Origin of the sequence: Streptomyces sp. NBC_00637 (genome assembly GCF_045161545.1) — a bacterium.
In the GTDB taxonomy this organism is placed as follows: Bacteria; Actinomycetota; Actinomycetes; order Streptomycetales; family Streptomycetaceae; genus Streptomyces.
In genome coordinates, this window is sequence record NZ_CP109046.1 from 7,097,110 (window position 1) to 7,122,921 (window position 25,812).

The window sequence follows — 25,812 nt, forward strand, 5'->3', positions numbered from 1 at the left end:
GCAGGCCGGCAAGGTACGAGAGGCAAGAGGAGAGACGTGAGCGGCAAGGGCGCACCGGAACTGTCCGTACGCAATGGGGGTGACCTGCGGGTCGCCGTCATCGCGGCACAGTGGCACGAGAAGGTGATGGACGGACTGGTCGACGGCGCGCTGCGCGCCCTGCACGACCTCGGCATCGACGAGCCGACCCTGCTGAGGGTGCCCGGCAGCTGGGAGCTCCCGGTCGTCGCCAAGGTGCTGGCCGGGCGGGGTTACGACGCGATCGTCGCCCTCGGCGTCGTCATCCGCGGCGGCACCCCGCACTTCGAGTACGTGTGCCAGGGCGTCGTCCAGGGCCTCACCCAGGTCTCCGTGGAGACCGGGGTGCCCGTCGGCATGGGCGTCCTCACCTGCGACACCGAGGAGCAGGCCCTGGACCGGGCCGGCCTGGAGGGCTCCAACGAGGACAAGGGACACGAGGCGGTGACGGCCGCGGTGGCGACCGCGGCCACCCTCCGCTCAGTATCCGAACCCTGGCGGTAGGCAGGCCGGCACAACGGCTAGGGTGGGATCACCATGTCCAAGAAGACGTTCGAGGAGCTCTTCACCGAGCTCCAGCAGAAGGCCGCCAGCGGCGACCCCGCCACTTCCCGCACCGCAGAACTGGTCGGGAAGGGCGTCCATGCCATCGGCAAGAAGGTCGTCGAAGAAGCCGCCGAGGTCTGGATGGCGGCCGAGTACGAAGGCAAGGAGGCAGCCGCCGAGGAGATCTCGCAGCTGCTCTACCACGTCCAGGTGATGATGGTCGCCCGCGGAATCTCGCTGGACGACGTGTACGCCCACCTGTAAAACATTTCAGACACCACCGCACATATCCGCCCCATCGTCACGTTCCACGCGAAGGAAGCCGACCTCATGCTGCGCATCGCCGTCCCCAACAAGGGTTCCCTGTCAGGTCCCGCGGGGGAGATGCTGCATGAGGCCGGCTACCAGCAGCGTCGCGAGTCCAAGGAACTGCGGATCGTCGACCCGGTCAACGACGTCGAGTTCTTCTACCTCCGCCCCCGGGACATCGCGATCTACGTCTCCTCCGGCCGCCTCGACATCGGCATCACCGGGCGCGACCTGCTGATCGACTCCGGGGCCGGCGCCGAGGAGATCCTCCCGCTCGGCTTCGCCCGCTCCACCTTCCGCTTCGCCGCCAAGCCGGGCACGGCCGACGGCATCGACGACCTCCAGGGCCGGACGGTCGCGACCTCCTACGAGGGCATCGTCGCCAAGCACCTGGCCGAGCGGGGCGTCGACGCCGCCGTCGTCCACCTCGACGGCGCCGTCGAGACCGCGATCGAACTGGGCGTCGCCGAGGTCATCGCCGACGTCGTCGAGACCGGAACCTCACTGCGCAACGCGGGCCTCGAGGTCTTCGGCGAGCCCATCATGAAGTCCGAGGCCATCGTGATCCGCCGCACCGGCGCGGACGCCGAGGAGCCGAAGGTGCAGCAGTTCCTGCGCCGCCTCCAGGGCGTCCTGGTCGCCCGGACGTACGTGATGATGGACTACGACTGCCGGGTCGAGCAGCTGGAGAAGGCCGTCGCGCTGACCCCGGGTCTGGAGTCGCCGACCGTGTCCCCGCTGCACAACGAGGGCTGGGTCGCCGTCCGCGCCATGGTCCCGGCCAAGGAGGCCCAGCGGATCATGGACGACCTCTACGACATCGGCGCCCGCGCCATCCTGACCACGGCCATCCACGCCTGCCGCCTCTGACCTCAGCCGGGAACATGTCCAACCTGCCGACCCTCCCCGTCACCTTCCGGCCAGGGCGCACCCGTGTGGTGCTGCTCACGGCCGGAGTGGTGATCCTCCTCGTCATCTCCACCGTGGCGATGCTGCTGGAGCAGCTCGGCCCGGGGGAACGACTCAGTTTCATCCTCACCGGCGCCCTCGTCTTCTGGGTGCTGGCCCAGCTCGCCCGGGTGCGGGTCGTCGCCGACGAATCCGGCGTCACCGTCGTGAACATCGCCAGCAAACGGCGCCTGGCCTGGGCCGAGATCGTCCAGGTGAACCTCCGTCCGGGCGATCCCTGGGTGTTCCTCGACCTCGGCGACGGCACCAGTCTGCCCGCCCTCGGTATCCAGCCGGGCATCGACAAGCAGCAGGCCATCGCCGACACCCGGGCCCTGCGGGCCCTCGCGGAAGCCCGGTCCGTCCGGGACCCCGAGGCGCCCACGGAACAAGATCAGGGCTGACTCGGGGCCGTCCACCCTGCCGCTGATGCCCCTGTCTTGATTAATCTGGTGACGGAGGCGTTCCCCTTACGCCTCCACCCCTGTGGCTCCCAGCCGGGTGCACAGGGGTTCCTGCTACCCGAGGAGTGACTCCCTCCGGCGATGGACGGTTCGTCCTGTAGTACCTGCGCCGCCCCTGCCCGACCTCGTTCGGAGGCGGCGGCATCATGACCACCCCCTTGCTGCTCCTGGCAGCCGCGTTCCTGCTCATCCTCGCCAACGGCTTCTTCGTCGCCGCCGAGTTCGGCCTCATCACGGTCGAGCGGCCGGACGCCGAGAAGGCCGCCGCCGAGGGCGACAGACGAGCCCGCACGGTCGTCGAGTCGTTGAAGGAACTGTCCTTCCAGCTCTCCGGCACCCAGCTCGGCATCACCATCACCTCCCTCGTCGTCGGCATGCTCGCCGAACCGGCGCTGGCCGAGCTGCTGCACGGCCCGTTCACCGTGATCGGCATCCCCGAGGGCGCCGTCTCCGGTGTCGCCGTGGTCGTCGGCATGCTGCTGGCCTCCGCCGTGCAGATGGTGATCGGCGAGCTCGTGCCCAAGAACTGGGCGGTGTCGAAGCCCCTCCAGGTCGCGCGATTCGTCGCGGGCCCGCAGGCCGGCTTCTCCCGCCTCTTCCGGCCGGTGATCGCGGCGCTCAACACCGTCGCCAACCGGCTGGTGCGCGCCCTGGGCATCGAGCCCACCGCGGAGCTGGCCTCCGCGCGCACCCCCGGCGAACTCGTGTCGCTGGCCCGTCACTCGGCCCGGGCCGGGGCGCTCGAACAGGACACGGCCGACCTCTTCGTCCGGACCCTGTCCCTGGCCGAGCTGACCGCTCAGCACGTCATGACCCCGCGGGTGAAGGTGAGTGCCCTTCAGTCGTCGGCCACCGCCGAGGACGTGGTCAACCTGACCCGCGCCACCGGCCTGTCCCGGTTCCCGGTCTACCGCGAGAAGATCGACGAGATCGTCGGCATGGTCCACCTCAAGGACGCCCTGGCGGTCCCCGTCCACGACCGGCTGCGTACCCCGCTCGGCCGTATCGCCCGGCCCGCGCTGCTGGTCCCGGAGACCCTGCCGGTCCAGCCCCTGCTGGCCCGGCTGCGCAGCGAGCAGCCCATAGCCGTCGTCGTCGACGAGTACGGCGGCACGGCCGGCGTGGTCACGCTGGAGGACATCGTCGAGGAGATCGTCGGCGAGGTCCGTGACGAGCACGACGGCCAGGACGCGCCCGAACTCGCCGCGGCCCTGCCCGAGGACGGCAGGCCGGCCTGGGACGTGGACGGCAGCTGCCGTGTCGACACCCTCCAGCGCATAGGCCTGGAGGTCCCCGAGGGGCCGTACGAGACCGTCGCCGGCCTGGTCGCCGACCTGCTCGGCCGGATCCCGGCCGTCGGGGACCGGGCCGAACTGCCCGGCTGGCGGGTCTCCGTGCGCCGCGTCGGCCACAACCGCGCCGAGCGCGTCCGCCTGGTGCGGACCGGCCAGGCCGTGGAGGTCGGCCGATGAGTGCCCTGCAGCTTCTCTTCGCCGCGCTGCTCGTGCTCGCCAACGGATTCTTCGTCGGCGCCGAGTTCGCGCTCGTCTCCGTCCGCCGCAGCCAGATCGAGCCGCTGGGCACCGCCCGGGCCCGTCAGGTGCTCTACGGTCTGGAACGCCTGCCCCAGATGATGGCGGCGGCCCAGTTCGGCATCACCGTCTGCTCCCTCACTCTGGGCGCGGTCGCCGAACCGACGGTCGCCCACCTGCTGGAGCCGGTCCTCGAAGCGGTCCACCTGCCGCACGGCATGATCCACCCGCTGGGCTATGTGGTGGCCCTCGCGGCCGTGGTCTTCTTCCACCTCGTCATCGGCGAGATGGTCCCGAAGAACCTCGCCATGGCGGCCCCCGAGAAGGCGGCGCTGTGGCTCAGCCCCGGCCTGGTGGCCTTCGCCCGGGTCTGCCGGCCGATCACGGTGGCCCTCGGCGCCTGCGCCCGGGGCATCCTGCGGCTCTTCCACGTCGAACCCAAGGACGAGGTCGAGGCCGTCGTCACCAGCGAGCAGCTGAACCGCCTGCTGGAGGACTCCGGCCAGGCCGGTCTCCTCGACCCCGAGGAGCAGGAACGGCTGGAGGACGCGCTGGAGCTGGGCTCCCGCCCGGTGACGGACGTGCTGCTGAAGCGCGAATCCCTGGTCACGGTCAGCCCCTCGGTCACCTCCGGGGAGATCGTCGAGCTGACCGGCCGTACCGGCTACTCCCGCTTCCCGGTGGCCGCGGAGAACGGCGCCTTCATGGGCTATCTGCACGTGAAGGACGTCCTCGACCTCGAGGAGTCCGAGCGGGCGGTGCCGCAGCAGGTCTGGCGGCCGATGACGACGCTCCGCTCCGAACTGCCGCTCGACGACGCGCTGACGGTGATGCGCCGGGCGGCGACCCATCTGGCGCAGGTGGCCGACGCGTCCGGCCGGGTGCTCGGCCTGGTCGCCCTGGAGGACGTCCTGGAGCTGCTGGTCGGCGAGGTCACCGACCCCGCGCACCGGGAGGTCTCCGGGATCCGGCTGACCGAGCCGAGGGGGAGTTCCCCCAAGGCCGCGGCTCCGCTGGAGCAGGGCGGGCCCCCGTCACCGGAGCAGGCGCTGGCGAGCTGAGAGGAGCCGCGGTATCCGTCGCAAGGGCGGATCCCGCGGCTCATCCGTCATACCGCCGGATCCTGCGGCCCTCTGCCCGACAGCACCTCGCCGTACGCCTGCATCAGGTCCGGCAGCCGCAACGTCGACAGGTCGTCCCGGGTCAGCCCGCCCGGATAGGTCGACAGCCGAAGATCGCGGTAGGCGCAGCTCTTCTCGTACAGGGTCCGCAGGAACCGCCCGTTGCCCAGCTCGTCGATCCACCCCTGGTCCACGACGTGCCCGGCGATGGAGCGCAGCTCGTCCAGGGCCTCCTCGTCCCACGCGTCGCCGTTCTCCGCGGCCAGCACCTCGCCGATGGAGGTGAGCTCCAGGGGCCGGTAGGAGGGGAAGTCGACGCGGCTGGTGAAGCGGGAGGACAGCCCGGGGTTCGCGGTCAGCAGCCGGTCCATGCCCTCCGGATAGCCGGCCAGGATCACCACCAGGTGGTCCCGGTTGTCCTCGGCCCGCTTCAGCAGCACCTGGAGCGCCTCGTCGCCGTACGCGTCGCCCTTGCCGTAGCCGGAGTTCGACAGCGAGTACGCCTCGTCCACGAAGAGCACACCGCCGAGAGCGGAGTCGATCAGTTCGTTGGCCTTCACGGCCGTCTGGCCGAGATACTCGCCGACGAGGTCGGCCCGCTGGGCCTCCACGAGATGGTCGCCGCCCAGCAGGCCGAGGGCGTAGAAGACACGGCCGAGAATGCGGGCCACCGTGGTCTTGCCGGTGCCGGAAGGACCGGAGAAGACGAAGTGGCGCTTCGGCGGCTGCACCGGAAGACCCTGGCCGGTCCGCAGCCGCGCCATGTTGAGCTGCGCGGACAGGGCCTTGACCTGGCGCTTCACCGGCTCCAGGCCGACCATGCGTTCCAGCTCGGCGAGCGCCTCCTCGAGTAGACCGGGATCGGTCGGCCCGGCAGGCAGCGACGAGGAGACGACGGTCTTCTCCCGTACCGCCGGGTCGGTCACCGACGGCAGCGGGACGACGGGCGGCAGGTCGGACGGCTCGGTGAACCGCAGATCCCGGCCCTCGGTGCCGAACAGGGGGTCGAAACCGTCCGGGCCGTCCACCATGTCCTGCCCCACCCCGGCGAGGGTGATCGCCGCGAAGTCGGCGGGATCGTCGTATCCGTCGCCCTCCGCGATCGCGGCGAGCCGGGCCGAGGTGTCCATGAACGCGGCGTCGACGCGGTGCACCGCCCGGTACAGGGGGAGAGCCGCCGCCGAACGGCCGGTTCCCTCATGGGCCCGGGCCAGCCAGTACCGCAGCTCCTTGCGCTGCGGCTGCTCGCTGCGGCAGCGCATCAGGGCCGACGACAGCAGTGGTTCGGCCTGTCCGTACATCTCCAGGCGCACCCGGGCCATCCCGCCGAACAGACCGGCCTCGATGCCCAGCAGGGGATCGTCGAGCAGCGGGTCGGTGTGCCGGACCAGCTGGTCCCAGTCCTTGACCAGATAGGCGCGGCACGCGTGCAGGAAGCGGACCTGGTGATCGGTGTCGACGGGCGGCAGGCCGGCGAGCGCCCGGTCCAGCTCGGGCACATGGCGGCCGTCCAGCCAGTGCGAGGCGTGCGCCAGCAGCAGGTCGCGCGGACTCTCCAGTACGGGTTGCACCCACCAGCCCAGCCAGTACCAGGAGTTGAGGGTGCGGCGGTGCCGGGTCCGCTGCTCGCCGAAGCGTTCGCGGTGCCGGAACATCCTGAGCAGCGCGGTCGTGGTGTCGACGCGCAGCGCGTGCAGTCCGAGCCAGCCGTCGGCCATCCCGGGATCGATCCGCACCGCGGTGCGGAACTCCTCCTCCGCCTGCGGATAGGCGCCCATCGTGTAGGCGTCCACGCCTCGCAGCCAGGCCAGGTCGGCCGGAGCGTCGGGGCCCTGCGTGCCGAAGTCCATCACGTCCCCCACAAACCGTGCCCCCGTCGGTGTGCCGCCGGGCCGTCGCCCTTCGGCTGCCTTGGTCGAACCGCTGTGCCGCGGACCGGAGTTGCAAGGTGCGCGAGGCAGTCGCCCAGGTCGCACCGAGGGCATCGTACCTGCGTGGGAGTCGCTCGCCGTAGGGTGCCGCACAGGACGTTCGGCGAGGTGGGAGCGCACGGGGCGCATCTCTCGCGGTGACCCTGGGTGAGCGAATCGTGCCGTGGAGCGCCCGGAAACGGGGCGTCGGACGGGATGCGGACGGAACGAAGCCCCCGATCACGGGGGAACAACCGGGGGCTTCGCGTCCGAGGGCGGCTGTGATGGCCGCACCTTCAGAACGTAAGTCCTGTCCGGGCCGTCGGTCAAGCACCGCCGAGGCAGTTGGCGAAGTTCGAGCGCAGGGCCCTTCACACGTTCACCACATCGCGGGTGGTCCGTCACGTTCGGTGACCTCCCGGCTGGGTTCAAGGCCCCCCAGCGGCCCCGGCAGCACCTCGTACCCCTCCTTCAACTGCCGTACCAGCAGGGTGGCATGGGGGCGCGAAGGGTCTTCGGCGAAATGCCGACTCTCGGCCGTGACCCACCCGTCCCAGAACTCCCGCTGCTCCTCCCCGTCCCGGGACCGTCCGCGTGCCCAGGCCTCCTCGGGCGGCATCTCCATCCACAGCAGACACGCCAGGAACGGCCGCAGGGCCCGGCGGCCGGCACCGACCCCCTCGACCAGGACGACGGGGGCCGCGGGCAGCGGCCGCGGCGGACCGAAGCGACGGGCACGCCAGTCGTAGGGGGCGTAGTGCGCGCTCTCGCCGCGGCCGAACGGCTCGACGACCTGGCTCAACAGCCGCCCGGTCCAGGCGAACAGTTCGTCGTGGCTGGCGATGTCGTCGAGCCGCAGCACCGGCGCGCCCCCCAGCGCCTCGGCCAGCCGCCCGGCCAGGGTGGACTTCCCCGAGCCGGCGTGCCCGTCGACACCGATCAGCCGGACCGGCCCACAGGACGGCGGAAGACGGCGCAGACGGGAGGCGAGCTGGTGGATGGCGGGTCCCGGGGTGCGAAGGGCGGGGGGCGGGGAGACGTGAGCGGGGGCGAGGGGGGAGACGTCGTACGGCGCGAAAGTCTACGGCCGCTCTTCCCGCCAGTGGCTCAGACCAATATTGGTGGCGTGGCACGGGCGGAAGTGCTGGAAGGCGGGGCCCGCTCCGTTCATAGTGGGCGCACAGCCGCGCAGACACCCTGGGGGTCTTCCGCTCATGAGCAGAGCCGAACAGCCGTCCCGCAGAACGGTCCTCGCCGCCGCGGTCGCCGCGGTGGCGGTGGGCTCGGCCCCGACGGCCACGGCCACGGCCGCCGACGCGGCGGACACCGCGCCCGCCGGATCCGCCCCGGCCCGGACCGTCGACCACCGCTCCTGGACCACGTACGCCGACTGGCGCGCCGGCACCGCGAAGGGCACCCGTGCCGTGGCGGGCCTGCGCCCCGGCGTCTCTTTCGGCACCCCGCTCGGCACCGTCGACTACACCGACCCGCACACCAGAACCACGGCCACCTGGGAGTACGCGACCTGGACGTCCCCCGTCCAGACCCTCGCCGTTCCCTCGACCGAGGTGATCGCCTCCTGGAACGCGAGCACCCCGGCCGGGACCTGGCTCCAGGTCGAACTCGAGGGCACATACTCCGACGGCACCGACACCCCCTGGTACGTGATGGGCCGCTGGGCCTCCGGCGACCAGGACATCAAGCGCACCTCGGTCGACGGCCAGACGGACGGCCGGAGCACCGTCTGGACCGACACCTTCGCGATCGACGATGCCTCGACCGGCCTGCGTCTCGCCTCCTGCCGCCTCCGGCTCACCCTGTACCGACGCCCCGGCACCAGGCTCACCCCGACCGTGTGGCGGCTGGGCGTCATGGGCTCCGACGTGCCGGACCGGTTCACCGTCCCGGCTTCCGTGCCCGGTCTCGCGCAGGAGCTGGCCGTCCCCCGCTACTCGCAGGAGATCCACCTGGGCCAGTACCCCGAGTACGACAGCGGCGGCGAGGCCTGGTGCAGCCCCACCTCCTCGCAGATGATCGTCGAGTACTGGGGCGGCCGGCTCACCGCCGGGCAACTGGCGTGGGTGGACCCGTCCTACGCCGACCCGCAGGTCTGTCACGCGGCCAGGTACACCTATGACTTCCAGTACGCCGGCTGCGGCAACTGGCCGTTCAACGCCGCCTACGCGGCCACCTTCAAGGATCTCCAGGGTGTCGTCACCCGGCTGGGCTCGCTCACCGACCTGGAGACGCTGATCGCCGCGGGAATCCCAGCCATAACGTCCCAGTCCTTCCTCAAGGAGGAGCTGACCGGAGCGGGATACGGCACGTCCGGGCACCTGATGACCGTGATCGGCTTCACGGCGGAGGGCGACGTGATCGCCAACGACCCGTTCTCGGCGGACGACACGGCGGTGCGGCGCGTGTACCGGCGACGGGAGTTCGAAAACATCTGGCTCAGGACCAAGCGGTACAACGCGAGCGGCAAGGTCGCCTCCGGAACCGGGGGCATCTGCTACCTCTACTTCCCGGCGCGCCCGACGGCCCGCCAGTGCAAGGCCCTCACGGCGGTGGGGGTCCCCGTGTGAGCAAGGTCTCCACCGCAAAAGCCCCGACGGGTGGCAAGGTGGACGGATCGGTGGGGGGAACCACCCTGTACGTCCGACCTCAGCGAGACACCATGACCGCACAGACAGCCACCGCCACCCGTGCCCGCACCGGCGGCCCCGAGACCGACGGCCCGAAGATCCTGGAGCACCTCGTGGGGTGGGTCCTCGTCGCGGTCGTCGCGATGCTGGTCACCCAGCTCGGACTGCTGTGACGGGCGTCAACTGACCCACGCATGACCTGACATACTGCGGGTGTCCCGCCGACCGCCCGAGACCAGGGTCGAAATTGAATATCAGTGAACAGCGCGAAGTCGCCCGTCCCCGGGCACGCGGCACCGAGCGCTCACTGGCGCGCCGCGCCGAACTCATCTCCATCGGGCGGAAGTTGTTCGCCGACACGTCCTACGACGCGCTCTCGATGGACGACATCGCCCGGCAGGCGCATGTCGCCAAGGGGCTGATCTACTACTACTTCCAGTCCAAGCGCGGCTACTACCTGGCGATCATCCAGGACTCCGTCGCCGATCTGGTCACCTTCGCGGCGAGCGGACTCGAACTGCCCCAGGTGGACCGGGTGCACCGCACCATCGACGGCTACCTGCGCTACGCCGAGCACAACCAGGCCGCCTACCGCACGATCGTCAGCGGCGGCGTCGGCTTCGACACCGAGGTGCACGCCATCCGGGACGGGGTGCGCGCGGCGATCGTGGCGACCATCGCCGAGGGCGCGTACGGCAGCAGCGACATCCCGGCACTGCCCCGCATGGGCCTGCTCGCCTGGCTGTGCAGCGTCGAGGGCGCCACCCTGGAGTGGATCGCGCGCCCCGAACTCTCCCGCGAGGTCATGGGCGATCTGCTGGTGAGGACCCTGGGGGGCTCACTGCGCGCCATCGAGGAACTCGACCCGGCGTTCGCCGCACCGAAGCCGGCCCGCCGCGAGGACTGACCCGCACGGCGGACGCGCGACGCGGACGCACCGGGGGCGGAGGCTCGTGGCCCTCCGCCCCGAGTGCCCCATGGACAGGGCTGCTTGAGCAGTGCCCTGCCCCGTGGACGGGCTACTTGATCGCGTGGATCAGCTCACCGTCGGCCGTGTCCCCGCTCAGCTCCCAGAAGAACGTTCCGCCCAGGTCCTGCCGGGACTTGTACCTCATCTTCGTCGCGATGGTCGCGGGGGTGTCGTAACTCCACCAGTCGTTCCCGCACTTGGCGTAGGCGGTGCCGCCGACCGTGCCGGTCGCCGGGCACTTGACCTTGAGGACCTTGTAGTCCTCGTTGCCGTCCTCGTACGTCCCCGCCGCGGGACCGGTGGCCGTGCCGCCCGGCTTCGCCTGGGTGACGCCGGTCCAGCCGCGCCCGTAGAAGCCGATGCCGAGCAGCAGCTTGTGCGACGGGATGCCGAGGCTCTTGAGCTTGGCTATCGTCGCGGCGGTGTCGTAGCCCTGCTGCGGGATGCCGCGGTACGAGGTCAGCGGCGAGTGCGGTGCCGTGGGGCCGGTGGCCGCCCAGGTGCCGAAGTAGTCGTACGTCATCGGGTTGTACCAGTCGACGTACCGCGCCGCGCCCCCGTAGTCCGCCGCCTCGATGCGGCCGCCCCCGGTGGCGTCCGCCGTGATCGCCGCCGTGAGCAGCTCGCGCTTGCCGAACTTCGCCCGCAGTGCCTTCATGACGTCCCGGAAGGCCTCGCGGCCACTGGTGTCGCAGGTGAGGCCGCAGGCGTTCGGGTACTCCCAGTCGATGTCGATGCCGTCGAAGACGTCCGCCCACTTCGGGTTCTCGACCAGGTCGTAGCAGGATTTCGCGAAGGCCGCCGGGTCCTTGGCCGCCTCACCGAAGCCACCCGACCAGCTCCAACCGCCGAACGACCAGATCACCTTGAGCTTCGGGTGCAGCTTCTTCAGCTTGCGCAGCTGGTTGAAGTTGCCGCCGAGCGCCTGGTCTGCCGTGTCGGCGACGCCGTCGACGGACTCCTCGGCGGTGAACGGCCTGTCGGTGTCCGCCCAGGAGTCGCCGAGGGCGCACTTGCCGTCGGTGACGTTGCCGAAGGCGTAGTTCACGTGGGTGAGCCGGTCCGCCGAGCCGGACGTCTCGATGTTCTTGACGTAGTACTGGCGGTCGTAGATGCCCCAGTCGGTGAAGTAGCCCACGACCTTGGAGCCGTTCGCGTGGGGCGGGGCGGGGCGGGGCTCGCCGGCGGTGGCGGTGCCCGCCCCGGCGAGCAGTGCGGCGCCGAGCGCGGCGCAAGCGGCGGCGGACAGCAGCGTCCGGAAGCGGGCGCGAGGGCGGGGAGCCGTGAGTGAGGGGGTGTGCATCGGGTGTCTCCTCGCAGGGGACAGAGAGGGAACGCACGCCGATCGGCATGAACGCGGGGAGGCGTCGGAGCGAAACGGTAGGAGGACTAGACCACTTCGGTCAATGGTTCGGACCAATAGGCCGACTGTCCGTTCCCGTGGTTCCGTAGTCCCGCCCGTAGTCCCGCCCGCGGCCGGTCCGGCACCCGCCCGGCTGCCGACCCGGCGGTCAGCCCGTGCGGCGGCGGTGCCCGGAGGGCATACTCACAGCGCGGAACCGCTGGTCGGTCCGGGAGGAGGAAGCCGCCATGCCCGACCGCGCGCCGGCCCTGGTGGACCGTCTCCTGCCCACGGCCGAGGCCCGTCAACTCATGACGTTGGTGCGGGACATCGCCCGGCGTGAGATCGCACCGGCCGCCGCCGAGGAGGAGGACGCCGGGCGCTTCCCGCGCGCGCTGTTCACCCTGTTGTCCGCATCGGGGCTGCTCGGTCTGCCGTACGACTCCGCGCACGGCGGCGGCGACCAGCCCTACGAGGTGTACCTCCAGGTCCTCGAAGAGCTCTCCATGGCCCGCCTCACCGTGGGGCTGGGCGTCAGCGTCCACACGCTGGCCTCGTACCCGCTCGCCGCCCACGGCACGGACGCGCAGCGGGCCGCGCACCTGCCCGCCATGCTCGGCGGCGGGCAGCTCGGCGCGTACTGCCTCTCCGAGCCCTCCTCCGGCTCGGACGCGGCCTCGCTGCGGACCAGGGCGGTACGCGAGGGCGGCGGGGACTGGGTGATCACCGGCACCAAGGCCTGGATCACCCACGCCGGGCTCGCCGACTTCTACACCGTCCTGGCCCGCACCGGGGGCCCGGGCGCGGCGGGGATCACCGCGTTCCTGGTGCCCGCGGACGCCGAGGGGCTGAGCGTCGCGGCCCCCGAGCGCAAGATGGGCCTGAAGGGCTCGCCCACCGCCCAGGTGCACCTCGACGGGGTGCGGATCCCCGACGCCCGGCGCATTGGCGACGAGGGGCAGGGCTTCACGATCGCCCTGGCCGCGCTGGACTCCGGGCGGCTCGGCATCGCGGCGTGCGCAGTCGGCCTCGCCCAGGCGGCGCTCGACGAGGCCGTCGACTGGGCGAGGCGGCGGCGGCAGTTCGGGCGGCCGATCGCCGACTTCCAGGGACTGCGCTTCCTGCTCGCCGACATGGCGACCCGGATCGAGGCGGGCCGGGCGCTGTATCTGGCGGCCGCGCGGGACCGGGACGCCGGGCGGCCGTTCGGCCGGCAGGCGGCCATGGCCAAACTCCACTGCACCGACGCGGCCATGCGGGTCACCACCGACGCCGTCCAGGTCCTCGGCGGGTACGGCTACACCGCCGACTTCCCCGTCGAGCGCTATCTGCGGGAGGCCAAGGTCCTGCAGATCGTCGAGGGCACGAACCAGATCCAGCGGATGGTCATCGCCCGTCACCTCCTGGGTCCGGATACCCGCTGAACTGCCCCGTCCGTACCTGCGGGGCCACCAGCCGTACCCACTCCGGGTCGTGGCGCCCCGGCAGGGTGCGGCCCCGGTCGGCCCAGGTGCGCAGGAGGTCGCGGTAGATGGGCGGGTCCTGCGGGGGCGGCGGAGCCAGCGGAACCGATTCTGCCCGAACGGATTCCGGGCGCGCGGGGGCGAACAGCTGGCGGTGACGCCCGGGTGCGACTGACTGGGTGGGGGTCATACCAGGGCAACGCGAAGCCCCGGCACAGGTCACCGGCGGGCACGGTCGGGCGTGAGTTCGGGGACTGCCCCCAGGGACGGACCGGCCCGCTCCTGGTCGCCCCACCACACCTGGCGAACCGTCAGACACTTTACGGCGCACCGGTGTCGGGCAGCCGTGAGCCGTCGCGCGCATCGCTCACCGGCGGGTGCGCCGCGCCCGCTCCCCGCCCGCCCCGCGCCTGGCCGCAGCGGCCGCACGGGACGCACGGGACGCACGGATCCTGCACCGCGGCGACCGAAGGCCATGGTGCGGGCGGTTACGGAAGCCCGGCCGGTGACAAGACGAGCGTGGCGGCGGCGCTCAGGCGGCCAGGCGGCGCATCGTCGGCACACGCATCGGGCGCGAGCCCGGCCCGCCGACGTGCGAGAACGGCTGGGTGCGCCAGTCGAGCCCCTGAGGCAGCGTCAACAGCAGCGCGGTCTCCTGCTCCTGGGTCTCCACGGACTCGTCCGCGGGCCTGGCCTCGGAGGCACCCCGTCCGGTCCCGGCGCAGACCGTGAGCCCGAAGGGGTTCCACGGCGAGGCGCACAGCGCGTGCTCCGGCAGGACCTCCTCGTCCGCCAGCAGCGCGATGGGCTGCGCACAGTCCGGGCAGATCACCCGGTACATCTCGAAGTGGTCGTACGCGTCGAAGCGGTCGGCGTCGTCGCCGTCGAAGCTGTCGAAGTACTCCGCGTCGGCGGGTTCGACGCCCTCCGGCTCGGGCTCGACGACGGACCGGAGCCGCTTGGGCGCGGTGCGACCAGGGCGCTGAAGACTCTGCATGGGTTCTCCCCCTCGGGCTGGGCCGTGAAGGCACTGCGGCCTCGACCACAGCAAGCACTTCCCGCCCTGTCTCGGCGGTAATCACCAGGCCATCACGAAGAGTTGACGAGTGCTGTGGCGTTCGTCACATGCCCCTTGCAGGTGCCTCGTACGTCGGTCGAGCCCCCGAACGCCCCGCACCCGGCCGCCGCCGGCTCCCGACCACATCACAAACCGGCTATGACCTGGGCTGCATAGGTATACGCGGAGATCGCACGCACGGTAAGTTCTTGCGTCATGGAGGAGCTGGACCGACAAATCGTGCAGCTGCTCGTCAAGGACGGGCGGATGAGTTACACCGACCTGGGCAAGGCCACGGGCCTGTCCACCTCGGCCGTGCACCAACGGGTGCGCCGGCTGGAACAGCGCGGCGTCATCCGCGGATACGCGGCGGTCGTCGACTCCGAGGCCGTCGGGCTGCCCCTGACCGCCTTCATCTCGGTGAAACCGTTCGACCCCAGCGCCCCCGACGACATCGCCGAGCGACTGGCGGGCGTACCGGAGATCGAGGCCTGCCACAGCGTGGCCGGTGACGAGAACTACATCCTCAAGGTGCGCGTGGCCACCCCGCACGAGCTGGAGGAGCTGCTCGGACGGCTCCGGTCGCTCGCCGGCGTGTCGACGCGTACGACGGTCGTGCTGTCCACCCCCTACGAGGCCAGGCCGCCCCGGATCTGAGCGGATCCGCGCCGATCCGAGGGGTCCGCGTGCCGGGCGGCCGGGGCGAGGCGCGAGACTGTTCCCCATGAACGAGCGCACCGCCGAGCCGAAGACCGTCCTGCTCCGCCGAGGAGAGGTCCACAGCCCCGCCGACCCGTTCGCGACCGCGATGGTCGTGGAACGTGGCCAGGTCGCCTGGGTCGGCTCCGAAGGCGCCGCCGACGCCTTCGCGGACGGCGTCGACGAGGTGGTCGACCTGGACGGCGGGCTGGTCACCCCGGCGTTCACCGACGCCCATGTGCACACCACGTCCACCGGCCTCGCGCTCACCGGTCTCGATCTCTCCGACGCCCCCTCCCTGGCGGCCGCCCTCGCCCTCGTACGGGCCTTCGCGGCGGCCCGTCCGCAGGACGAAGTGCTGCTCGGGCATGGTTGGGACGCCTCCCGCTGGCCGGAGGGCCGCCCGCCGCGACGGGAGGAACTGGACGAGGCGACCGGTGGCCGGCCGCTCTACCTCAGCCGGATCGACGTCCACTCGGCCGTGGTCACCACCGCCCTGCTGGAACGCGCGCCCCGGGCCGGCACCGGACCGGGCTTCACCGACGGTGAACCGCTCACCCGCGACGCCCACCACGCCGTCCGCGCCGCCGCGTTCGCAGCCGTGACGCCCGCCCAGCGTGCCGAGGCCCAGCGCGCGGCTCTCGCGCACGCCGCCTCCCTCGGTATCGGCTCGGTCCACGAGTGCGCGGGGCCCGAGATCTCCTCCGAGGACGACTTCACGGCCCTCCTGCGACTCGCCGCCGAGGAGCCCGGCCCCCGGGTCGTCGGCTACTGGGCCGAGCAGGACGCCGAGAAGGCCCGGCGGCTGGGCGCGCTCGGCGCCGCCGGGGATCTGTTCGTCGACGGCGCCCTCGGCTCCCACACGGCCTGTCTGCACGCCTCCTACACCGACGCCGACCACACCGGCACCGCCTACCTGGACGCCGCCGATGTCGCCACCCACGTGACCGTCTGCACCGAGGCCGGCCTCCAGGCGGGCTTTCACGCCATCGGCGACGCCGCCGTGGCCGCCGTCGTCGAAGGCGTGCGCGCCGCCGCGGAGAAGGTCGGCCTCGCCCGGATCCGTGCCGCCCGCCACCGCGTCGAACACGTCGAGATGCTCACGCCCGAGACCATCGCGGCCTTCGCCGAACTCGGCCTCACCGCCTCCGTCCAGCCCGCCTTCGACGCCCTGTGGGGCGGCGAGGAGGGCATGTACGCCCAGCGGCTGGGCGTCGAGCGGGCGCGCACCCTGAACCCCTTCGCGGCCCTGCTGCGCGCGGGCGTCCCGCTCGCCTTCGGCTCGGACAGCCCGGTCACCCCCCTCGACCCCTGGGGCACGGTCCGCGCCGCCGCCTTCCATCGCACCCCCGAGCACCGGGTGTCCGCCCGCGCCGCGTTCACGGCCCACACCCGGGGTGGCTGGCGGGCGATCGGCCGGGACGACGCGGGCGTCCTGGTCCCGGGCGCACCCGCCGACTACGCGGTCTGGCGTACGGACGAACTGGTCGTCCAGGCCCCCGACGACAGGGTCGCGCGCTGGTCCACCGACCCCCGCTCCGGCACCCCTGGGCTGCCGGACCTCACCCCCGGCCGCGAACTCCCGGTGTGCCTGCGCACGGTGGTGGGCGGCCGGACCGTGTTCCTGCGGCCGGGCGAGTGATCTCCCGGGCCGGTCCGGCGAAGATCACCCGTCCGCCTGTCGACATACGGCCGGTGTCTTCTCCCCGCTGACCTGGGCATTGACGGAAGATTCGCAGGTCAAGCAGCTGTTGACAGCCGATGGCGGGGGGCCGGTAGGTTCGGCGGAGTCCACCATCGGACGCCCCGCCCGGGGAATGCCCGCGTACTCGCCACGGTGCCGCTGGGTCAGGGACGGTTGAGCCGCACCGGCGCACCGCCACTGGCAGCCAGGCTCAGCGCCCGCGCCGCAGCGAGGGAACGTTCCGGCCGGTCGGGGAGGTGTGACCCGGACGGGGCCCTGGCGCTCAGTAGACAACGGTCTTCGGTCGACCCGCAGCCAGCGGGTCCCGGGCCGGCCCGAAGAGTGCCGGGCCCCCATCCGCAGCAGACCCGCGTTCGCCCGGCGTGCGCTCACCCCTACGGGGCAGGTCCGTACATACAAGTCCAAAGGTACGTTCTTACCCCGTGTTCGCGGGTCCGACACCACCGTACGTACGTCCCGTCATGTCATCGCAGGCGGCGGCCACTATGGTGGTCCCCTGCGTACGGACATGAAGGGGCAGTAGTGAACGACGGCGACGGGACCCTCGCGGCACAGGACCGGGGGAGGCAGTTCGGTCCGCTCGGCACGGCCTTGGTGATCATCCCGACCTACAACGAGGCGGAGAACATCAAGGCCATCGTCGGCCGGGTGCGCAAGGCCGTCCCCGAGGCTCACGTCCTCGTGGCCGACGACAACAGCCCCGACGGCACCGGCAAGCTCGCGGACGAGCTCGCCATCGGTGACGACCAGGTCCAGGTCCTGCACCGCAAGGGCAAGGAGGGCCTCGGTGCCGCGTATCTCGCGGGCTTCCGCTGGGGCCTGGAGAACGGTTACGGCGTACTGATCGAGATGGACGCCGACGGCTCCCACCAGCCCGAGGAACTGCCCCGCCTGCTCACCGCGCTCAAGAGCGCCGACCTGGTCCTGGGCTCCCGCTGGGTACCGGGCGGCCGGGTGGTGAACTGGCCCAAGTCCCGTGAGGTCATCTCCCGGGGCGGCAGCCTCTACTCCCGTCTCGCCCTCGACCTCCCGCTGCGCGACATCACCGGCGGCTACCGCGCCTTCCGCCGCGAGACGCTGGAGGGCCTCGGTCTGGAGGAGGTCGCCTCGCAGGGCTACTGCTTCCAGGTCGATCTCGCCCGGCGTGCCGTCAAGGCCGGTTTCCACGTCATCGAGGTCCCCATCACCTTCGTCGAGCGCGAGCACGGCGACTCCAAGATGAGCCGCGACATCCTCGTCGAGGCGCTGTGGCGGGTCACGGCGTGGGGTGTGGGGGAGCGGGTCGGCAAGATCACCGGCCGGAGCGCCGACCAGCCGGAGCGCTCGCAGGCGCCCGCCCCGTCCCACAGCGACGGCTGATCGTCCCCTTATGCCGCTCTGAGCCGGGTGCGGGCACACTGGGAGTATGACGACCGGCTCTCCGACCCCCGCTTACCAGACGCCCTCCCAGCCCCCCGTCCAGCCCCGGCGTTCCCGCCTGCGGACGTTCCTGCCCCTGGCGCTGGCCGCATGGCTGGTGCTGGAGATCTGGCTGCTGACCCTGGTCGCGGGCGCGACGAGCGGGCTGGTGGTCCTCCTGCTCCTCGTCGCCGGGTTCGTCCTCGGCGCCGTGGTCATCAAGCGGGCGGGGCGCCGGGCCTTCCGGAACCTGAACGAGGCGCTCCAGCGCGGCACGGCCTCCAACCGTGGCGGCGGCAACGGCCTGATGATGCTCGGCGGTCTGCTGCTGATGATCCCGGGCCTGGCCTCCGACGTGATCGGCCTGCTCCTGCTGCTCCCGCCGGTCCAGAAGGCGGTCAGCGGCTACGGAGAGCGCAAACTGAGGGCGGCCGCCGGCACACCCGGCACCCTGGGCGACGCCTTCCAGCAGGCCCGCATCCACCGCCCGGACGGCAAGGTGGTGCAGGGCGAGGTCATCAGGGACGAGCACTGACCCGGAGGGCCTGATCCTCCGGGCCGCTTGCCCGGCCGGAGGTCGCGCTCTGTCGGGCTCGGGTGGCCGGGTGCCGGTGGTCTGGCACCCGTGGCCGGGCATTGCGACCGCGCCCCCCAGACTTCGCCCCCTAGACTTCGCGCCCCGGGAGAGCCGCCTGCCGCTCGCTCTCCTCGCGCCGGGCGGGCAGCACGACGACCGCGGGCGCCGTACGTGAGATACGTACGGCGCCCGCGGTCGTTGTCGTGCGCTGTGAAGCTGGTCACAGCCCCGTGGGGCTATGCGCTTTTGCGGCTGTCGCGGGGATGTACCGCAAGGTTCATCGCCCCGGACCGCAGAACGGCGAGCCGCTCCTCGAGGACCTCTTCGAGTTCCTCGCGGGTCCGCCGCTCCATCAGCATGTCCCAATGGGTACGCGCGGGCTTGGCCTTCTTTTCCTCAGGGCCGTCGCCGTCTACGAGGAGTGCAGGGGCTCCACAGACCTTGCACTCCCACTCCGGCGGGATCTCCGCCTCGACCGAGAAGGGCATTTCAAACCGGTGCCCCTTCTCGCATGCGTACTCCACGGCCTGGCGCGGGGCCAGGTCGATACCGCGGTCCGTCTCGTAGCTGGTCACCACGAGGCGCGTGCCGCGAAGAGCTCGCTCACTCATGAATCGTGCCTCCCGGGCTTGTCGCCCACAGGACAGGTGTCGCTGTCGTCGTCATCCGGTCAACGTCCGGTCGGCGGTAAAGATTCCCGTTCGGAGTTCCGTTCCGGGTCATGCGTCGCCGTCGTAGCCGCAGTCTTGTTATCCAGTGCAGTACCCACCGGCGCCCGGTTTGTCACATCTGAAAGGAGATGTCACCCAGCGTTTCGGCATCTTTGACGCGCAGTAACGGTACGCCTGGCAGGCCAAACGCGTACACTACCGCCCTTTCGCCTTGAGTGCTAAATCCTCTCGGGCAACGGGTTACCCGCGTCCCGGATCGCCTGCCCCACCGGCACCCGGACGAGCAGCAGGAACCCGACGACGAAGAAGACCACCAGCGAGATGATCGCGTCCCGGTAGCTCCCGGTCAGCTGGTAGGTGACGCCGAAGAGGAGCGGGCCGAGCCAGCTCATGCCGCGGTCGCTCATCTCGTACGCCGAGAAGTACTCGGCCTCCTTGCCGGGCGGGACCAGGTGGGAGAAGAGGGAGCGGGACAGCGCCTGACTGCCGCCGAGGACCAGGCCGATCGCGGCCGCCAGCAGGAAGAAGCCGACCGGCGCCCCGGCGGGCAGGAAGTAACCGGCGCCGAGGGTGAGCGTCCAGGCCACCAGCGAGCCGAGGATGGTGCGCTGCGCGCCGTACGTCCGGGCCAGACGCCCCATGCCCAGCGCGCCCGCCACGGCCAGCACCTGCACCAGCAGGACGGCGCCGATCAGCGTCGACTGGCTCAGCCCGAGCTCCTCCGAGCCGTAGACGGAGGCCTGGGAGATCACGGTCTGGATGCCGTCGTTGTAGATCAGGTACGCGAGGAGGAAGGCGAGGGTCAGCGGATGACGGCGCATGTCGCGGACCGTCGCCGCGAGCTGACGCAGCCCAGGAGCCGTGCGGGCCGTCCCTTCGGTCCCGTCCGGCCGGGCGGCTGCCTTCCCGGCGGCGGCGGTCGGCCGGTCGCGCAGCCGCAGCAGCGGGACCAGCGTGAAGCCGCCCCACCACAGGCCGGCCGAGGCCAGACAGATCCGCACGGCCGTCGACTCGGAGACGCCGAAGGAGTCGTGCGCGAGGTAGAGCACCAGGTTGACGACCAGGACCAGCGACCCGGCCGCGTAGCCGAAGGCCCACCCCCGGGAGGAGACCGCGTCGCGTTCCTCGGGCGGGGCGATCTGCGGCAGATAGGAGTTGTAGAGCATCATCGCCACGGACTGGGCCGCGTTCGCCACGATCAGCAGCACGCCCCCCAGCAGATAGCGGTCGCCGCCCAGGAAGAACATGGCGGTCGTGGCCGCGGCGCCCACATAGGCGGCGGCGCCCAGCAGGGGCTTCTTGCGGCCGGTGCGGTCGGCGGCCGCACCCACCAGGGGCATCACCAGCACGGCCACGATCACCGACAGGGACACCGAGTACGCGAAGAAGGAGCCCGCCCGCACCGGGATGCCCAGCGGATGCACATACCCGTCGGCGTCCGCCGCCCGCTTGGCGACCGAGGTCAGATACGGGCCGAGGAACACCGTGAGCACACTCGTCGAGTAGACGGAGCACGCCCAGTCGTAGAAGTACCAGCCGCGCTGCTCGCGCCGCCGTTCGGCGGCCTCGTCGGACGCCGCCGTCCGCACGGTGTCGATGTCCACCCGTGCCCTCGCTTCCCGCTGCCGCAGCCGCGCGCGGGCGACGGGCCGGAGGTCAGACCCAGACGCCACGGTCCTTCATGACCTCGCGCAACGTGTCGATGTGATCGGTCATGATGCCATCGACTCCGAGGTCCAGGAGCCGGTGCATCCGATCCGGATCGTTGATCGTCCACACGTGCACCTGGAGCCCGTGCGCGTGGGCGGTCCGGACGAAGCGACGGTCCACGACCCGGATGCCCGACTGGCTCTCGGGTACCTGAGCGGCGATCGCCGAGCGGCGCGGCGTCGCGGGCATGCCCCGGGACCGCAGCCAGAGGTCGAGCACGCCCCGGGTGCCGTACGACGTCGCCAGGCGCGGCCCGGCGAGCCGCTGGGCCCGCACCACTCGCGCCTCCGAGAACGAGCCCACGCAGATCCGGTCCCACGCGCCCGTGCGTGCGATCAGGTCGAGCAGCGGGTGCAGCGCGGGCTCCGCCTTGAGATCGACGTTCCACCGCACCTCGGGGAAGGTCTCCAGGAGCTCCTCGAAGAGCGGCACCGGCTCCTTGCCCGCCACGCGCGCGTGCCGTACGTCCGACCACAGGAGGTCGCCTATGCGGCCGGCGCCGTCGGTCATCCGGTCCAGCGTCGCGTCATGGAAGGCGACGAGCTTGCCGTCCCGCGTGGCGTGTACATCGGTCTCGATATAGCGGTAACCCGCCTCGACCGCACGCCGGAACTGCGCCGCGGTGTTCTCCAGACCCTCCGCGGCCCCACCGCGGTGCGCGAACGGGATGGGTCCCGGATGGTCGAGATACGGGTGGGGCGTCAGGCTGGTCACGGACGCAGTATGGCTCCCCGAGGTGTCCCGGTGGCAACGACCGTGCTGCCGACCGGTGCGGAGGGGACGGCGAACATCCGCAGGAACAGCTGGGCGAGCGGGCCGATCGTGACCGCGTAGAGCAGGGTGCCGACGCCGATGGTGCCGCCGAGGGCGAACCCGGTCACCACGACCGCCACCTCCACCGCCGTCCGCGTCAGCCGGATCGAACGCCCGGTACGCCGGTGCAGTCCCGTCATCAGCCCGTCGCGCGGGCCCGGTCCGAAGCTGGCCGCGATGTAGAGGCCGGTGGCCGCCCCGTTGAGGACGATCCCGGTCAGCAGCAGCGGCACCTGGACGGCGAGACCGTGCGCCTCGGGGACGTACGCGAGCGTGCCGTCCATCGCGAGGCCGACGACGAAGACGTTGGAGACCGTGCCGAGACCCGGGCGCTGGCGCAGCGGGATCCACAGCAGCAGCACCGCCGCGCCCACGATGATCGACACGACACCGATCGTCAGGCCGGTGAGCTCGGCGAGGCCCTGGTGCAGCACGTTCCAGGGTTCGAGGCCGAGACCCGCCCTGACGAGGAGGGCGGAACTGGCGCCGTAGAGCGCGAGCCCGGCGTACAGCTGCACCAGCCGGCGGGGGAGGTGGCCGTGCGGACCCCGCGGGGGCGCTTCCTGCGGTGGTGGCTCGGACAAGGGGTCCCCCTGGTGGTGGTAGTGGCCTGACCCGTGACACTCTGTGGCGTGGAAGAGCATGGCATCCATGGCCAATTCGGGGAAGGTGGACTGGTAATCATGGCGCAGTGGACCTCTGCGGTGGGGGCCGCGCAGCTCGCGCGGCTGCTCAAGTCCCAGCAGGACCGCCCGGCGGGCCCGGGATCGCGTCGTCCGCCGGCCTACCGGGCGCTCGCCGACGGCATCCGGCTGCTGGTGCTGGAGGGCCGCGTCCCCGTCGCGGCGCGCCTGCCCGCGGAACGGGAACTGGCGCTGTCCCTGTCGGTGAGCCGTACGACCGTCGCCGCCGCCTACGAGGCGCTGCGCGCCGAGGGGTTCCTGGAGTCCCGGCGCGGCGCGGGCAGCTGGACGGCCGTCCCGGCCGGCAACCCGGTTCCGGCCCGCGGCCTGGAACCTCTGCCGCCCGAGGCCCTCGGCTCGATCATCGACCTCGGCTGCGCGGCCCTGCCCGCGCCCGAGCCGTGGCTCACCCGCGCCGTGCGGGGCGCGCTGGAGGAGTTGCCGCCGTACGCCCATACGCACGGCGACTATCCGGCGGGCCTGCCCGCGCTGCGCGCGATGATCGCCGAGCGGTACACCGCACGCGGGATCCCGACGATGCCCGAGCAGATCATGGTCACCACCGGCGCGATGGGGGCCATCGACGCCATCTGTCATCTGTTCGGCGGGCGCGGTGAGCGCATCGCCGTCGAGTCGCCCTCCTACGCCAACATTCTCCAGCTGATGCGGGAGGCGGGTGCCCGTCTGGTGCCCGTCGCGATGGCCGAGGGACTCGCCGGGTGGGACATGGACCGCTGGCGCCAGGTCCTGCGCGAGGCCGCACCGCGTATCGCGTACGTCGTCGCCGACTTCCACAACCCGACCGGCGCGCTCGCCGACGAGGACCAGCGGCGCCGGCTCGTGGAGGCGGCCCGTTCCGCCGGGACCGTGCTGGTCGCCGACGAGACCATGAGCGAACTGTGGCTCGACGACGTCGAGATGCCGCGGCCCGTGTGCGGTTTCGACCCCGCGGGGTCCACGGTGATCACGGTGGGATCGGCGAGCAAGGCCTTCTGGGCCGGGATGCGGATCGGCTGGGTACGGGCGGCCCCGGACGTCATCCGCAGTCTCGTCGCGGCGCGCGCCTACGCCGACCTGGGCACACCGGTGCTGGAGCAGCTGGCGGTGAACTGGCTGTTCAGCACCGGAGGCTGGGAGCAGGCCGTCGAATTGCGCCGGCACCAGGCCAGGGAGAACCGGAACGACCTGGTCGCGGCGGTGCGCCGGGAGCTTCCGGAGTGGGAGTTCGCCGTGCCCGAGGGCGGGTTGACGCTGTGGGTGCGGGCCGGGGGGCTGTCCGGGTCGCGGCTCGCCGAGGCGGGGGAGCGGGTGGGCCTGCGGGTGCCGTCCGGACCGCGGTTCGGCGTCGACGGCGCCTTCGAGGGGTATGTGCGGCTGCCGTTCACCGTGGGAGGCGCGGTGGCGGTGGAGGCGGCCGCCCGGCTGGCGGCCGCTGCCCGGATCGTGGAGAGCGGGGGGACGGTGGGCGCCGAGGGGCCGCGCACGTTCGTGGCCTAGAACAGGCGCGTGGCGGGGGCGGTCAGCCGCCCGCGCTCGACACCTGCTCCGCGCCCACGGCGTCGGACCCCACGGCATCGCCCTCCCCGGCCTCGGCCCCGGTGGCGTCCGGGGTGTCCATGGCGCCGGTGTCGACGCGCCTGGTGTCGACGGGCTTGGTGAGCACGATGTCGACCGGTACCGGCGGCAACGTCTCCGTGTCGGCCGGCGTGGAGCGCGGCGGCAGGAGATCGAGGACCGCCTGCCGGTGCGCGTCGCTCGTCGCGTCGTCGTACGGATCCGGTGTCGCCGGCACCTGGAGCCGGTGCACCGGACCCGATCCGAGCCGCGCGTATCCGCGTCCCGGCGGCGTGTGGTCGAGGGGCGTGGTGTGCGGGGGCGCGCCGAGGACCGCCTCCAGTTGCTCCCTCGACGCCGGCCCGAGCGCGACCCGCGCGCGGGTCTGCTGTCGTACGGCGTCGCTCAGGGAGTCCAGGGCGTCGAACTGCTCGGCCACCACCACCGTGACACCGACCGCGCGGCCGTGCCGGAGGGGGACCTGGAGGAGGGACTGCGGGTCCTTGTGGCCGTCGGTGTCGGCCAGGTGGGTGAAGGCGGTGGGACGGTCCACAAGGATCCACAGCGGTTGTCTGGTGTCGTCCGGCGGCGGGTCGCCCGCCTGCCGGGCCTGGTTGGCGGCGATCAGGCGGCGCTCCGTCTCGTGCACCGCCCACTCCAGGGCGGCCAGCGCCCCGGCGAGTCCGACCTCGACGCCCAGGACGCCGTCCCGGCCGGCGAGGCAGGCGTACTCGCCGGTACTGCCGCCCTCGATCACCAGTACGTCGCCGTGCTGGAGCGCCTGGACGGCGATGGAGCGCAGCAGGGTGGAGGTGCCGCTGCCGGGCTGGCCGACGGCCAGCAGGTGTGGCTCGGTCGAGCGGACGCCGGTGCGCCAGACGACCGGCGGCACGTCGCGCCGGTCCTCGCCGTGGGTGAGGGGGAGCGTGCGCTGGACCCGCGAGGGGTCGGTGAAGCCCAGGACCGTCTCGCCGGGGGCGGTGACGAAGCGCTGGGCGGCGATGTCGGTGGGGAGGGGGGCGAGGACACTGAGGGTGAGTTCGTTGCCCTCCTCGTCCCAGACGAAGAGGTATTCGCGGCCACGGCCGGACTTCGCGGCGAGCAGCTGCTCGATCCTGGCGCGCGGTGCGGCCTCTCCGTCCGGGAAGAAGGCGGGGTAGCGGATCACGAGGCGGGCCACGCGGCCCGAGTCGTCGAACTCCTGCGCCGGGAAGACGGTCTCCCAGTCGCCGCCGTGGGCGTACAGGGGAGCGGGGTCGTCGGCCGTCGAGAAGTACGGGACCAGGGCCTCGTAGAGCACCTGGAGTCGCTGGATCTGCGACTCGTCGGGGCCGTCGGGAGCCGGTGGGGTGCGGTCCCTGCCCTGCCAGGCCGCCGCCGCCGTCAGGGTGATGACGGCGAGCAGCGGGCCGTACGGCACCAGAGCCACGACCAGGATCAGCGAGGCCGCCAGGAACAGCAGCGGTCCGCGCTTGTCCTTGGGGGTCTCGGCCCACCTGCGCCGCCCGGCCGAGGCCAGCCGGCGCAGTCCGCGGGTGATCGTGATCAGCGGATGGAGGACATCGGTGGCGCTGCCGGCCGCCGTCCGGGCCAGCTCCCGGCTTCGGGCGATGTGCGCGCTGCCTGTGCTCAGGATGCTGGGAAGGGGGCGCCGGGCCACTGCTGTCTCCTGTGTGG

The 25,812-nt window shown here is 72.0% G+C and carries 24 protein-coding genes; 15 read left to right on the forward strand and 9 right to left on the reverse strand.

Annotated elements, in window-relative coordinates; all coding sequences use genetic code 11:
* Positions 1-36 precede the first annotated feature (36 nt).
* The 6 genes from ribH (at position 37) to OG440_RS31270 (ending at position 4,878) form a co-directional block, all read left to right on the forward strand.
* Positions 37-522, forward strand: a complete 486-nt coding sequence (gene ribH, locus OG440_RS31245; RefSeq protein ID WP_406010096.1) for a 6,7-dimethyl-8-ribityllumazine synthase — start codon at positions 37-39, stop codon at positions 520-522.
* Positions 523-555: 33 nt separating this feature from the next.
* Complete coding sequence (locus tag OG440_RS31250; protein WP_054239553.1) at positions 556-828, forward strand: phosphoribosyl-ATP diphosphatase; 273 nt, start codon at positions 556-558, stop codon at positions 826-828.
* Between the two features lie 66 nt (positions 829-894).
* Entirely contained in the window at positions 895-1,743 is an 849-nt protein-coding gene (gene hisG, locus OG440_RS31255) for an ATP phosphoribosyltransferase (protein WP_406010097.1), read from the forward strand.
* 14 nt (positions 1,744-1,757) lie between these two features.
* Positions 1,758-2,225, forward strand: coding sequence for a PH domain-containing protein (locus OG440_RS31260; protein ID WP_406010098.1), 468 nt, complete (start codon positions 1,758-1,760; stop codon positions 2,223-2,225).
* Between the two features lie 206 nt (positions 2,226-2,431).
* Entirely contained in the window at positions 2,432-3,757 is a 1,326-nt protein-coding gene (locus OG440_RS31265; protein WP_406010099.1) for a hemolysin family protein, read from the forward strand.
* On the forward strand, positions 3,754-4,878 hold the full coding sequence (locus OG440_RS31270; RefSeq protein WP_406010100.1) for a hemolysin family protein: 1,125 nt from the start codon (positions 3,754-3,756) through the stop codon (positions 4,876-4,878). The genes OG440_RS31265 and OG440_RS31270 overlap by 4 nt, the downstream gene beginning before the upstream one ends.
* A 47-nt stretch (positions 4,879-4,925) precedes the next feature.
* Here OG440_RS31270 and OG440_RS31275 read toward each other — a convergent pair whose 3' ends face one another.
* Complete coding sequence (locus OG440_RS31275) at positions 4,926-6,788, reverse strand: AAA family ATPase (RefSeq protein WP_406010101.1); 1,863 nt, start codon at positions 6,786-6,788, stop codon at positions 4,926-4,928.
* 439 nt (positions 6,789-7,227) lie between these two features.
* A complete protein-coding gene (locus tag OG440_RS31280) occupies positions 7,228-7,848 on the reverse strand; it encodes a uridine kinase (protein ID WP_406011503.1) in 621 nt (206 codons plus the stop codon).
* A 214-nt stretch (positions 7,849-8,062) separates the two neighbouring features.
* On the opposite strand from OG440_RS31280, the gene OG440_RS31285 reads away from it, so the two are divergent.
* The 3 genes from OG440_RS31285 to OG440_RS31295 all read left to right on the forward strand — a co-directional run bounded on the left by OG440_RS31285 (position 8,063) and on the right by OG440_RS31295 (position 10,400).
* Positions 8,063-9,433, forward strand: coding sequence for a peptidase C39 family protein (locus OG440_RS31285; protein ID WP_406010102.1), 1,371 nt, complete (start codon positions 8,063-8,065; stop codon positions 9,431-9,433).
* A gap of 92 nt (positions 9,434-9,525) precedes the next feature.
* Positions 9,526-9,666, forward strand: a complete 141-nt coding sequence (locus OG440_RS31290; RefSeq protein ID WP_406010103.1) for an SCO1431 family membrane protein — start codon at positions 9,526-9,528, stop codon at positions 9,664-9,666.
* 74 nt (positions 9,667-9,740) lie between these two features.
* Positions 9,741-10,400, forward strand: coding sequence for a TetR/AcrR family transcriptional regulator (locus OG440_RS31295; RefSeq protein WP_406010104.1), 660 nt, complete (start codon positions 9,741-9,743; stop codon positions 10,398-10,400).
* A gap of 112 nt (positions 10,401-10,512) precedes the next feature.
* On the opposite strand, the gene OG440_RS31300 is transcribed toward OG440_RS31295, so the two are convergent.
* Positions 10,513-11,766: a glycoside hydrolase family 18 protein gene (locus tag OG440_RS31300; RefSeq protein WP_406010105.1), complete on the reverse strand. Its 1,254-nt coding sequence runs from the start codon at positions 11,764-11,766 to the stop codon at positions 10,513-10,515.
* A 287-nt stretch (positions 11,767-12,053) separates the two neighbouring features.
* Here OG440_RS31300 and OG440_RS31305 point away from each other — a divergent pair, with 287 nt between their 5' ends.
* Positions 12,054-13,229: an acyl-CoA dehydrogenase family protein gene (locus OG440_RS31305; protein WP_406010106.1), complete on the forward strand. Its 1,176-nt coding sequence runs from the start codon at positions 12,054-12,056 to the stop codon at positions 13,227-13,229.
* 571 nt (positions 13,230-13,800) lie between these two features.
* Here OG440_RS31305 and OG440_RS31310 read toward each other — a convergent pair.
* Entirely contained in the window at positions 13,801-14,265 is a 465-nt protein-coding gene (locus OG440_RS31310; RefSeq protein ID WP_406010107.1) for a hypothetical protein, read from the reverse strand.
* 276 nt (positions 14,266-14,541) lie between these two features.
* Here OG440_RS31310 and OG440_RS31315 point away from each other — a divergent pair, with 276 nt between their 5' ends.
* The 4 genes from OG440_RS31315 (at position 14,542) to fxsA (ending at position 18,662) form a co-directional block, all read left to right on the forward strand.
* Positions 14,542-14,982: an Lrp/AsnC family transcriptional regulator gene (locus OG440_RS31315; RefSeq protein ID WP_406010108.1), complete on the forward strand. Its 441-nt coding sequence runs from the start codon at positions 14,542-14,544 to the stop codon at positions 14,980-14,982.
* A 67-nt stretch (positions 14,983-15,049) separates the two neighbouring features.
* Positions 15,050-16,666, forward strand: coding sequence for an amidohydrolase (locus OG440_RS31320; RefSeq protein ID WP_406010109.1), 1,617 nt, complete (start codon positions 15,050-15,052; stop codon positions 16,664-16,666).
* A gap of 585 nt (positions 16,667-17,251) precedes the next feature.
* On the forward strand, positions 17,252-18,088 hold the full coding sequence (locus OG440_RS31325; RefSeq protein ID WP_406010110.1) for a polyprenol monophosphomannose synthase: 837 nt from the start codon (positions 17,252-17,254) through the stop codon (positions 18,086-18,088).
* A 46-nt stretch (positions 18,089-18,134) separates the two neighbouring features.
* Positions 18,135-18,662, forward strand: a complete 528-nt coding sequence (fxsA, locus tag OG440_RS31330; protein ID WP_406010111.1) for an FxsA family membrane protein — start codon at positions 18,135-18,137, stop codon at positions 18,660-18,662.
* Between the two features lie 278 nt (positions 18,663-18,940).
* Here the strand turns inward: fxsA and OG440_RS31335 are convergent, their stop codons facing one another.
* From OG440_RS31335 to OG440_RS31350, 4 genes are all read right to left on the reverse strand, one after another.
* On the reverse strand, positions 18,941-19,315 hold the full coding sequence (locus OG440_RS31335; protein ID WP_020128921.1) for an RNA polymerase-binding protein RbpA: 375 nt from the start codon (positions 19,313-19,315) through the stop codon (positions 18,941-18,943).
* Between the two features lie 278 nt (positions 19,316-19,593).
* Positions 19,594-20,979, reverse strand: a complete 1,386-nt coding sequence (locus tag OG440_RS31340) for an MFS transporter (protein ID WP_406011504.1) — start codon at positions 20,977-20,979, stop codon at positions 19,594-19,596.
* A 52-nt stretch (positions 20,980-21,031) separates the two neighbouring features.
* Positions 21,032-21,799, reverse strand: a complete 768-nt coding sequence (locus OG440_RS31345; RefSeq protein ID WP_406010112.1) for a glycerophosphodiester phosphodiesterase — start codon at positions 21,797-21,799, stop codon at positions 21,032-21,034.
* Complete coding sequence (locus OG440_RS31350) at positions 21,796-22,482, reverse strand: YitT family protein (RefSeq protein WP_406010113.1); 687 nt, start codon at positions 22,480-22,482, stop codon at positions 21,796-21,798. Before OG440_RS31350 ends, OG440_RS31345 begins: the two co-directional genes overlap by 4 nt.
* A 99-nt stretch (positions 22,483-22,581) precedes the next feature.
* Here OG440_RS31350 and OG440_RS31355 point away from each other — a divergent pair, with 99 nt between their 5' ends.
* Positions 22,582-24,078, forward strand: a complete 1,497-nt coding sequence (locus tag OG440_RS31355) for a PLP-dependent aminotransferase family protein (RefSeq protein WP_406010114.1) — start codon at positions 22,582-22,584, stop codon at positions 24,076-24,078.
* A gap of 22 nt (positions 24,079-24,100) precedes the next feature.
* On the opposite strand, the gene OG440_RS31360 is transcribed toward OG440_RS31355, so the two are convergent.
* The gene (locus tag OG440_RS31360; protein WP_406010115.1) at positions 24,101-25,795 is read right to left on the reverse strand and encodes a hypothetical protein; all 1,695 of its coding nucleotides are present in this window, start codon (positions 25,793-25,795) and stop codon (positions 24,101-24,103) included.
* Positions 25,796-25,812 lie beyond the last annotated feature (17 nt).